The following is a 10,514-nucleotide window of genomic DNA, read 5'->3' as shown; positions in this document are numbered from 1 at the left end:
CTGAGCCTGCCAGGCCATCGCTCAGCTGCGTAATGAACGCACCAGTTCCAGTGCGGCGTTACGCCCACCCAGGTTAAAGGCATCCAGCAGGCCCGAGCCGATCACGGCGATATCGGCCTGGCCGTGCAAGGCCTGCACCTGTGGGGCGGTTCTGATGCCAAAGCCGACGGCTAAAGGCAGCGCTGTTTCGACGCGGATTGTGGCCAGGTAGTCTTCAAGCGCTAGCGCCTGCCGACTGCCGTCATGGTTCGTGCTGTCGATGCCCGTACCTGCATGGATGTCGTCGGTGCTGTTGCCACCGGTCACGCCGCGCCGACTCACGCAGTAGAGCATGCCGCTGGCGGCGGCGCAGATCTGCTGCATTCGGGCGGGTGGGGTTTCCGGTGTCAGCATCCAGATCGGCTCGATCTGCGCTTCACGGCAGCTGTGTCGAAAGTCATCCGCCAGCTCCAGCGGCAGGTCCGGGACGATAAAGCCCGCAATGCCTGCCTTTGATGCGGCGTGGGGCAGGCGATCCAGTCCATAGCGATACAGCGGATTGAGATAGCTCATCAACAGAATGCGGCTGGCAGGGAAGTCACGGGCCAGCTGCGCAATATCCTCCAGGCAGCGCGCCAGGGTCGGGCGCTGTTGTAGCGCCTGGTGGCAGGCATGCAGGATCGAGGGCCCGTCGGCGGAGGGGTCCGTGAACGGAAACTGGACTTCCAGTAACTCGACGCCGTCGCTGAGCAGGTCACGCATCAGCGCAAGGCTCTCATCGATACTCGGGTAGCCGTAGACCACATGGGTCATCAGCAGGATGGACTTGTCCCTGCGCTGCTGATGGATAAACGTCTGAAGGCTGCTCATGCCTGTAACTCCCGCGCCAGGTAGCGCTGCAAAAAGGGTCCGAATTCGGCGTCTTGCACTGCGCTGGCAACATTGAAAATGTCCTTGTCACCGCGCCCGGAAATATTGATTACGACCTTCTTGTCCGGCGACAACGTCGGGATTTCCCGCAGGGCGCCTGCCACGGCATGGGCGGATTCAAGCGCCGGAATAATGCCCTCGGCACGCAGCAGGGTCTGGAACGCCTGCATGACCTCATCATCGTTTGCCGCTGTCATGCGTATCCGGCCCGTTTCGCCCAGGTGGGCCAGAATCGGCGACACGCCAACGTAGTCGAGCCCAGCGGCAATGGAGTGTGTATCCATCAGCTGGCCCTGGTCATCCTGCAGGAACATGGTCGAAAACCCCTGGGCGATGCCCGGGCTGCCGAGATTGTCGGACAGCCGAATGGAATGATCGCCTGGTGCGGGGCCGCGCCCGCCGGCTTCAACGCCTACCAGTTCGACCGAGGCGTCGTCGATAAAGGGCAGCATGATGCCCGCAGCATTGCTGCCGCCGCCAACACAGGCGTAGATACGATCAGGCAGGGCGCCGAACTGCTGCAGGCTCTGGGCGCGTACTTCGCGGCCAATGACCGACTGAAACTCGGCGACCATCTCGGGATAGGGGGCGCAGCCACAGGCCGTGCCAATCAGATAATGGCTGCCGGCGGGATCGGCGGACCAGTCGCGCAGGGCTTCGTCCAGCGCATCGCGCAGTGTCTGCCCGCCGCTGGTAACCGGCACCACGGTCGCGCCGAGCTGTTTCATCCAGAACACGTTGGGATACTGGCGCTCGATGTCCTTGGCGCCCATGTAAATGGTGCATTCCAGCCCCAGGCGGGCGGCAATCAATGCCGAGGCCACGCCGTGCTGGCCGGCGCCGGTTTCGGCAATGATGCGCTTTTTGCCCATGCGCTTGACCAGCAGTCCCTGGCCAATCACGTTGTTCATCTTGTGAGCACCGCTGTGGTTCAGGTCCTCGCGCTTGAGATAAACCTGGGCGCCGCCCAGCAGGCGGGTGAGGTTGGGGCAGGGGGTCAGCGGTGTCGGGCGGCCGGAGTACTGCTGCAGTTCCCGGTCCACCTCGGCCATAAACTCGGCGTCGGCGGATGCTTCGTGCCAGGCCTCGAGCAGCGCCCGCTGGCTGGCGTGAAGTATTTCGGGAATGTAGCTGCCACCGAAGCGGCCGAAGAAACCGTTGTCACTTTGCATGACGCACCTTAATTTATTAACTATACCGTTTAGTTAAAATAATAGTAAAATTTTCCTCAGTCAACAAAAATTCAAGGATGTGTTTATGGCGCGGGGGCGACCTTCCAAAAAGCAGCTGATCCTGGATACGGCGCAGCGCCTGTTCAGCGAGCGGGGCTACCAGGGCACGACGATTGATCTGGTGGTACAGAGTGCCGGGGTGTCAAAGCCGACGGTCTACAGTCATTTCCCCAGCAAGCAGGCGCTGTGGCAAGCCATGCTGGAGCAGGCGATCGAAGCCTCCGAGGTACAGCGGGCTGCACTCGATATCGCCGCGACGCAGTGGTTTGAGTTGATTCCCCGCGCCTTTGCCGAGCTGACCGGGCCGCCACAAATGCTGGCCATTTATCGCATCATGCTTGGGGAACGGCACAAAATGGAGCCGGACTCGCTGGCGTTATTTGCGGCCTTCGAGGAGCGCTTTGAGCACTGGTGTGAGCGGGTACTGAATGCACAGGCCGTGGTGCTGGATGCGCAGCAGCGCTTTGTTTTGCGCGCGCTTTGTCGCGAAGGTGTGCTGCAGCCGGCACTGCGCCAGCAGCCCGCTCCCGTTATCGGCGATCTTGCAGCACTGATTTATCGCGTGGTGGGGAAGCTGGATTAATCAGTGCTCAGCGCGCGTCCCGGTCCCGTTTGAGAAGATACAGTTCAAGGCGCTTCACAGGTCTTTGAATTCCTTGTTGAAGCGGTATCGGCTTGAGGTGACATAGCGCTCCATCGACTGCAGGCGGCGATCCACTGCCTGCATGCGTTCATTCAGCTGGCGCAGGCGGGTGCTGATCGGTGTGCCATAGTCGAAGCTGGGTTTACGGGCGGTTTCGCGCACCACGGGGCCCTGGCGTCGGTCGAGCAGGAAAATGCCGGCCAGGTAAAGCAGCACGGCAAGGCTGCCGCTGAACAGGAAAAGCGTCAGGAAGATAATGCGCGCCAGCCAGACCGGCTGGCCGTAGCTTTCGGCAAGGCCGGCACAGACTCCCGCGAGCCAGCCATTTTCGGCACTGCGGTAGAGGTTGCGGTTATAGCCATTGCGTTTGTTGGCCGGGTTCATGCTGAGCTCCTTTTTCTGGGCGTCTGGTCTGAGCGCCCCGTCATTTTGCGTGTGTTGCGGCGAATTAATGCGGCCGCGGCCTTTCGTCGTCCCGGCTGGTGCGCCAGCCCGCGTGTTCATTGTCGAGGATGGTTTCAAGCGTCTGGACGCGCTGCTCCAGGCGTTCAGCCAGGGCCAGCGTTTCTTCCAGTTGCTGGCGCTCATCGCCGGACATGCCCTTGTTGAAGCGCGCGCGGGTCCAGTAGTGCAGCAACAGCCACATGGGAGCCACGACGGTGAGAAAAATCACCGTCGGCACGAAGAAGAACATCATGGTAGACATTAATCCTGGCTCCTCTGGGCTGCTTTCATGCGTGCTTTCAGTGCGGCCAGTGCATCCTCGACCTGATCACTGCGTTCCATGTCCTCGAACTGTTCGTTGAGGCTTGGATTGCGACCCAGGTCCTGTGATTCAAGCTCGGCTTCCATGGTGTCCATGCGCCGCTCATATGTCTCAAACTTGCGAAAGGCTTCTTCCAGTTTGTCGCGGTTGCCGGCGCGGCGGATATCCATGCGTGAGCGGCTGGTTTGCTCGCGCACCTGCAGCGATTTTTGCTTGGCCTTGGCATCGTCCAGCTTTTGCTGCAGCTGGCCAATTTCCTCGTGCAATACCGTCAGCTGTTCTTCGATGGCGGCAAGCTCCTGTTGGGCTTGTTTGAGCGCGTCTTCGACCGCCTGCTGTTCGCCCAGTGCTGCCCGGGCCAAGTCTTCCCGCCCCTTGTTAATTGCCAGGCGTGCCTTGCGTTCCCACTCGGCGGCTTCGTCGGCCAGGCGTTCCAGGCGCCGCTGCAGCGACTTGCGATCGGCGATGACCCGAGCAGAGGTTGTGCGTACTTCCACCAGGGTGTCTTCCATTTCCTGAATCATCATGCGGATCATTTTGGCCGGATCTTCGGCGCGGTCGAGCAGGGCGGTGATGTTGGCGTTAATGATGTCACCAAAGCGTGAAAAGATGCCCATGATGCGTTGCTCCTGTAGTGTTGGTCTCCATCTAGTCAAAGCGATACCCGTGCCAGGTCATGCTATCTGACTGAAACTAAAGATATTTAGTGTGACATGATCACTCATGCAGCCAAAAAGTGACTTTATTTTTTAGTCAAATAAGCTAAATTTTAGCTAAATAGTTAATTAGTTGGTGTATATGGCTGATCAAAGGCCGGCATTGGTCGGCAGTTCCGAGGGCTTTCACCAGGTGCTTAGCCAGGTATCCCGCCTTGCGCCGCTGAACCGGCCGATACTGGTCATCGGTGAGCGGGGTACCGGCAAGGAGCTGATTGCCGAGCGTCTGCACTACTTGTCGACGCGCTGGCAACAGCCCTATCTGCAGGTTAACTGTGGCGCCATGAGCGAGTCGCTGTTGGAGTCTGAGCTTTTTGGCCACGAAGCAGGAGCCTTTACCGGGGCCATCCGTGCCCGTGCAGGGCTGTTTGAGCGTGCGGAAGGCGGCACTCTGTTTCTTGACGAGTTGTCGACCGCCTCGGTGCGGGTACAGGAAAAACTGCTGCGCATTATTGAATATGGCCGCTTTGAACGCCTGGGGGGCAGCAAAACGCTGCAAACCGACGTGCGGGTGGTGGCGGCCACCAATGAGGATTTGCCCCGGGCGGTGAACGATGGACGCTTTCGTGCCGATTTGCTCGACCGCCTGGCCTTTGATGTGGTCAATGTGCCGCCATTGCGCTTTCGACGCGATGATATCGTCGAGCTGGCCGAGCATTTTGCACAGCGCATGTGCCGGGAACTCGGTTACGAATGGTTTGCGGGCTTTGATGCCGATGCGCTGGCGCAATTGCTGCAGTACGACTGGCCGGGCAACGTGCGCGAGCTGAAAAATGTGGTCGAGCGCAGTATTTACCGCAATGGCGACCCGGCGCAGCCCGTTGGCCATATTGTACTGGACCCCTTCTCCACGCCCTGGCACCGCCCGCGGCCAGCTGAGGACGTCGCTGCTGCAGCAAGTGTCGGGGAGCCGTCGCAAACGACGGACCCTGACGACAAGCCTGTTGGCCTGCGGGCCAAGGTCGCCGAGTTTGAGCAATCTTTGATTCGTGATGCGCTGGCGGCGGCGCAGTTTAACCAGCGCCGCGCAGCACAGGACCTGGGGTTGACCTATCATCAGCTGCGGGCAGCATTGCGCAAGTATCCCGGACTGCTGTCAGCACGCCCCCCCTGAAACAGGTGCTCGCGCAGACTCGAGTGAACGTACTTAGGAGCGTGCAATGGCCAAGAGCCATCCTCCGCTCAGATCAGATCACGCGAGAGTAACGCTGTTCGAGCGCATCCTGGTTGAGGTAGCGATCAAAAACCATGCAGATGCTGCGCACCAGCAGTCTTCCGCGCGATGTGATGCGCAGTCGGTTGTGATCGATTTCCACCAGGCCATCACGCTGGTGTTGCTGCAGCAGCGCCAGTTCGCGGGCAAAATATTGGGCAAAGTCGATGCCCTGCTGCGCGCCAAAAGTGTCGCCATCCAGCTGAAAGTGGCAGATCAGCTGGTTGATGGCGGCACGGCGGATCAGGTCATCCCTGTTAAGCCGTAGCCCCTTAATGGTCGCGAGTGCGCCGCCCTCGATGGCATTCTGATAGTCGTTAATCTTATACGCATTCTGGCAGTAGGTGTCGCCCACCTGGCTGATGGAAGAAACGCCCATGGCCACCAGGTCACACTCTGCGTGGGTCGTGTAGCCCTGAAAGTTGCGGTGCATGAGGCCTGCCTTTTGTGCCTGCGCCAGCGCATCGTCGGGCTTGGCGAAATGATCCATGCCAATGTAGACGTAACCGGCGCCGATCAGGTACGCGATAGTGATCTCCAGCAGTTTTAACTTCTCGGCCGGGGAGGGAAGGTCCTTGCTGTGAATGAGGCGCTGGGATTTAAGCCGCTCGGGCAGGTGTGCGTAATTGAATACGGACAGTCGATCAGGGTTCATCGCTATGACCTGCTCGAGCGTTTGTGCAAATGTATCCACCGTTTGTAGCGGCAGGCCGTATATCAGGTCGATATTGGTGGAGCGGAAACCCAGTTCGCGCACCTTGGAAAGCACGTCGCCGGTAAGCTGCGGTGACTGTATACGGTTGACCGCCTGCTGTACTGCGGGATTGAAATCCTGCACACCCAGGCTTATGCGGTTGAAGCCGATTGCGCGCAGCGTTTCCAGCGTCTTGTCATCGGCTTCCCGCGGATCGATCTCGATGGAGTAGTCGCCGCTGTCGTCATCCAGCAGTTTGAAGTGGCGACCTGTTGCGTCCATCAGTTCATGCATATGCTGTGGGCTGATAAAGGTCGGCGTACCGCCGCCCCAGTGGAGTTGTTCCACGATGCGCTGATCGGTATCGAACAGCTCAGCCTGCAGCCTGATCTCCTTGTGCAGCGTGTCGAGATAGGGCTGTGCCCTGGCGCGATCCCCGGTGATGATCTTGTTGCAGCCGCAGTAGTAGCAGAGGCTGGCGCAGAAAGGGATATGGAAGTACAGCGACAGCGGTTTGCCGGTGGCGTTGCTGTTCAGCGCTTCGCGGCTGTAGTCCTGTGCTCCGAAATTTTCAGAGAACTGCACTGCGGTGGGGTAAGAGGTATAACGCGGCCCAGGCTGGTCGTAACGCCGAATCAGTTCGTTATCCCAGGCGATTTCATTCTGCATGGCCTGATGGTCGTCCAAATCAATCGTGAAACGGGCATTTTAAAGCAATGACCCGGCACTGCATTTGACCTGTATCAAGGATGGCTGCCCAGCTAAGCGATGCAGCACATTGGATCTTGCTTGATGCGGCGATAGCTCACCGTGAACGCCACACCAGCCTGCGTGTCAGTGCGGTGTCTGAGCAATGGTCTTTTTTATAGTTAATACCTATTATTAGGTTAATGTTAATTGATTTAGAGCCATGCCCGGTTCGAGAGTAAGTCCGTTGCGGTGGTCGGTGGCGGCAATTCAGGCATCGAGGCGGCTATCGATCTTGCAGGCATCGTGACTCATGTCACGGTACTGGAATTTGGCGCAGAGTTGCGGGCCGATGAAGTGCTGCAGCGCAAGGCGCGTTCCATGGGTAATATCCGTATCATTACCCAGGCCCAGACGACCGAGGTGCTTGGCGATGGCCAGCGGGTTACCGGGTTGCGATACACCGAGCGCGACAGTGGTGAAAGCCAGGATCTGGCGCTTGCCGGAATCTTTGTGCAGATTGGACTGGTGCCCAACACCGAATGGCTGCAGGGCGATATAGCGTTGAGTCCGCAGGGCGGGATCGAGATCGGTAGCCGTGGCGAAACCTCGCTGCGTGGCGTGTTTGCCGCCGGTGATGTGACGACGGTGCCCTTCAAGCAGATCGTTATCTCCATGGGCAGTGGAGCCACTACAGCCCTGGGGGCCTTTGACTATCTGATACGTGAACCCATCGGTGAAAGTGAGACGGTTGCCGCTGCCTGATAATGCCTAGATGCCACGCTTTTCTCGAGCAGTCTGTCGGGCTTGGCCGGTCGTAGCGAGGGAAAGACCGACTTGAGTTAGTTTTTGAACTCTTTTGAGGCAAATAGTGGTTCTATTTAACAATAAGGAGTACGAAAAATGACCAAGATCGGCTTTTCCGCAGTAGATCAGTGGTAAGTCCGACAGGCTGCTAGCCCTTCTGCACTTCGATGCAGGAGGGCTATTTTCATTTACGCCTGTGCAGGTTCAGGGCAGCAGTTTCATGGCCTTGTTGTTGCCGATCATCTGACGCGTCAGCGGGTAACCGAGTTCCCGGCGTTGGTGTTCGAACTGGCGGTCGTCGAAGAACACCTCAAGGCAGCAGTTTCATGGCCTTGTTGTTGCCGATCATCTGGCGCGTCAGCGGGTAACCGAGTTCCCGGCGTTGGTGTTCGAACTGGCGGTCGTCGAAGAACACCTCAAGGCAACAGTTTCATGGCCTTGTTGTTGCTGATCATCTGGCGCGTCAGCTGGTAACCGAGTTCTCTATAGGCCTCGAACTGGCGTTCATCAAAGAACTGGTCGACCGTCGGCTGGTTCGGATAGCTCGGATTGGCCAGTTTGTAGGCATACAGATCGCCCGGAAGGTCGCGGGTCAGGCTGGCCTTGATAAAGACAAAGCGGCCGACAAAGGCTTTTTCGGTACCGGCGTCAGGATAGACGATGTCACCAATGGCAAAGCCGCGCTCCGACAGCTGGTATTTTTCGTCGTACAGCTGGCCGTTGTCGTTGCTGTTGGCCGCGCTGCTGCCGGGCAGTACCCCTGACAGGTCAAAGTCGGGGTCGTTAAAGCGAATCGAAATACCGAAATCGACCCGAATGCGCTCGATGGCATTGCCAAAGTCGTCAAAGGTGGCGTCGGGGTCGGCGCCGGCGTCTGACAGTATGATAACCGGCGTGCGCCGACGTACCAGCTCATACAGACCGGTATTGTCAAAATGCCCGCCGTCGGAAAGCTCAACCAGTATGCTGTCTTCGGCATGGCCAAAATTAAGCAGGCTGCGCAGGCCCGGCAGCATGTAGTTGGGTCGCATGTATCGCTGCAGGGCGTGCAAGGGCGTGGATGGGTTGTAGGCCCAGTAGCCCAGACGCAGACCCAGAAAGGTCAGAATGAAAGACATGAACGGATTGGTGCTGCTGCCGGTGCCCGAAACACCGGAATGCGGGTTTTCGGCAGCGCCTGAAATGGACATGGCGGTCGCCAGGGTCATGCCGCCCTTGGCGAAGTGCTCGGCGGTTGTGTACCGCGTGGCATCGCTGCCGCAATACAGCGACGACAACAGAAAGCTGTCGCCGAGTCGTCCACGGTACCGGGGTGTAACAGCATTATTAAGGATGATGTTGCAGTTGATCAGGTGATAGGGCGACCAGTTGGGCGAGGCTGCGATGTCGCTCAGGGTGGTGGTGTTGGCCTCGGCGCCCCGTTGGCACAGCGGGGCGGTTGGGTCCACTTCCGGCGCCTTGAGGAAGGTTTCCATCAGGCGGTCGCGGTACATCTTGTGGGGTGACACCTGATTGATATTGACAAAAAACGGTATGCTGATGGCGGCAAGAATGTACAGCACCGGCCAAAGGTAACTGGTATCGTCCCGCAGGTGCTGGTGCACGACTTCCGCCAGGATATAGGCCACCAGAAAGATAAAGAAGATAAACAGCAGGGTACTGATTATGGTCAGCAGGCGCGTGAGCACGCCCTGGGTGGCGCTTTTTTCGTTACCTGACTCGGTCGTCATGCGGAACTGGCGAATAGACAGCAGAATACCGACCAGACCGGAAATCATCGAGCTGTAGAGCCCCTTGTCGGTGACGTCCAGGCTGACGCCGAAGATGAGCAGCGCAGCCAGTGGCACGGCGGCAAAAAACAGCGTAACCGCAATGCCCTGTAACAGTAGGCCCAGGGTGCGCTGAATCTTCACTCGGTAGCAGTAGGCGCGTGCGAATACTGTCTGAAACACAGTGCTCAGTGCATAGGCAAAAGCCGTGACAAAAAAGATAGTGGCCATGGCACCGGCGGCATTGAGGAAAAAGACCGTAAATTCAATCCTGTGGGGCTTGGCCAGAATCTGCTCCTGCTGCAGCCCTGCGACAGTCGTGGGGATGCGTTGCAGCAACTGCTCAAAACTGGCGGTGTTGATCGCGCTCAGGTTCAACAGTGGGTCCAGTATTCCGGTCGTGATCAGCAGCGACAGCGAAAACATCGCCAGGCTGATCAGCAGGGTGTAGGCCACCACCGAGTGAATGACACTCAGCAGTACCGAGCCCGCCAGGGAGGCGACGCCCAGTTGGGCGGGAGTCAGGTAATTGCCGTGTTGGCGAATGTAACTGAGAATTCTGTTGCCGGGCGCGGTACTGTATTTGCTGCCGGCATAGCTGTCGATTTCGCCAAAGGGAAAAATCTTGAATACCTTTTGATACCAGCTCAGGGCCGCACCGGTATAGCCACCACCGGATACGGTGGATAAATAAGCCAGCTTGTCGAACAGCGATGGCTTGCCCTCGAACAGGTAACGATTGCGCAGCGCCTGAATCACTCCGATGGCAAAGGAGGCGGAGCGAATGCCGCCGCCTGATAGCGCCAGCCCGTACCAGGGACGCTCCTTGTGGGGATAGTCTTCCGGCTTTACGAAGGTATAGTGCTCGCGCACATACTCCCGGTACTGGTTGTCGACGAAGTCGCGGTAATCGGTGTCAAGATAATCGCGGTATTGCGTATCGAAGTGAAGGGCCAGGTTTTCCTCAATCAGCTTTCGCTCCTCTGCCATGACTTCGTCGGCACTCAGCGAGGCGGGCTCACTGAAGCCCAGCTTTTCCAGTAATCGTTTGAACAGTCCCATCTGAATGCGTCCTGCG

Annotated in this window: 9 protein-coding genes and 1 pseudogene; 3 read left to right on the top strand and 7 right to left on the bottom strand. The window is 58.4% G+C overall.

Features of this window, described 5'->3' with window-relative positions; genetic code table 11:
* Positions 1-21: 21 nt before the first annotated feature.
* Both trpA and trpB read right to left on the bottom strand, forming a co-directional pair.
* Positions 22-849, bottom strand: a complete 828-nt coding sequence (trpA, locus tag F451_RS0104295) for a tryptophan synthase subunit alpha (RefSeq protein ID WP_020680114.1) — start codon at positions 847-849, stop codon at positions 22-24.
* Complete coding sequence (trpB, locus tag F451_RS0104290) at positions 846-2,081, bottom strand: tryptophan synthase subunit beta (RefSeq protein WP_020680113.1); 1,236 nt, start codon at positions 2,079-2,081, stop codon at positions 846-848. Before trpB ends, trpA begins: the two co-directional genes overlap by 4 nt.
* Before the next feature lie 85 nt (positions 2,082-2,166).
* On the opposite strand from trpB, the gene F451_RS0104285 reads away from it, so the two are divergent.
* A complete protein-coding gene (locus F451_RS0104285) occupies positions 2,167-2,724 on the top strand; it encodes a TetR/AcrR family transcriptional regulator (RefSeq protein WP_020680112.1) in 558 nt (185 codons plus the stop codon).
* A gap of 54 nt (positions 2,725-2,778) precedes the next feature.
* Here the strand turns inward: F451_RS0104285 and pspC are convergent, their stop codons facing one another.
* From pspC to pspA, 3 genes are all read right to left on the bottom strand, one after another.
* Positions 2,779-3,168 (bottom strand): envelope stress response membrane protein PspC, encoded by a 390-nt coding sequence (gene pspC / locus F451_RS0104280; protein ID WP_020680111.1) that lies wholly within the window; start codon positions 3,166-3,168, stop codon positions 2,779-2,781.
* Positions 3,169-3,232: 64 nt separating this feature from the next.
* Positions 3,233-3,490, bottom strand: coding sequence for an envelope stress response membrane protein PspB (pspB, locus tag F451_RS0104275; protein ID WP_020680110.1), 258 nt, complete (start codon positions 3,488-3,490; stop codon positions 3,233-3,235).
* Positions 3,490-4,167, bottom strand: a complete 678-nt coding sequence (gene pspA / locus F451_RS0104270; protein WP_020680109.1) for a phage shock protein PspA — start codon at positions 4,165-4,167, stop codon at positions 3,490-3,492. The genes pspB and pspA overlap by 1 nt, the downstream gene beginning before the upstream one ends.
* Positions 4,168-4,348: 181 nt before the next feature.
* On the opposite strand from pspA, the gene pspF reads away from it, so the two are divergent.
* Positions 4,349-5,380 carry a phage shock protein operon transcriptional activator gene (pspF, locus tag F451_RS0104265; RefSeq protein ID WP_026291496.1) on the top strand — a complete coding sequence of 344 codons (1,032 nt, stop codon included), beginning with the start codon at positions 4,349-4,351 and terminating at the stop codon, positions 5,378-5,380.
* A 73-nt stretch (positions 5,381-5,453) separates the two neighbouring features.
* Here the strand turns inward: pspF and hemN are convergent, their stop codons facing one another.
* Positions 5,454-6,842 carry an oxygen-independent coproporphyrinogen III oxidase gene (gene hemN, locus F451_RS0104260; protein WP_026291495.1) on the bottom strand — a complete coding sequence of 463 codons (1,389 nt, stop codon included), beginning with the start codon at positions 6,840-6,842 and terminating at the stop codon, positions 5,454-5,456.
* A 249-nt stretch (positions 6,843-7,091) separates the two neighbouring features.
* On the opposite strand from hemN, the pseudogene F451_RS0104255 reads away from it, so the two are divergent.
* Positions 7,092-7,625 (top strand): annotated as a pseudogene (locus tag F451_RS0104255) (FAD-dependent oxidoreductase); the annotation flags it as partial.
* A 458-nt stretch (positions 7,626-8,083) separates the two neighbouring features.
* Here F451_RS0104255 and F451_RS0104240 read toward each other — a convergent pair.
* On the bottom strand, positions 8,084-10,498 hold the full coding sequence (locus F451_RS0104240; protein WP_020680104.1) for a patatin-like phospholipase family protein: 2,415 nt from the start codon (positions 10,496-10,498) through the stop codon (positions 8,084-8,086).
* Positions 10,499-10,514: the final 16 nt, after the last annotated feature.

The sequence above is a fragment of the Marinobacterium rhizophilum DSM 18822 genome (assembly GCF_000378045.1).
Classification (GTDB): Bacteria; Pseudomonadota; Gammaproteobacteria; order Pseudomonadales; family Balneatricaceae; genus Marinobacterium_A; species Marinobacterium_A rhizophilum.
This window is presented reverse-complemented; position numbering and strand designations above follow the sequence as displayed.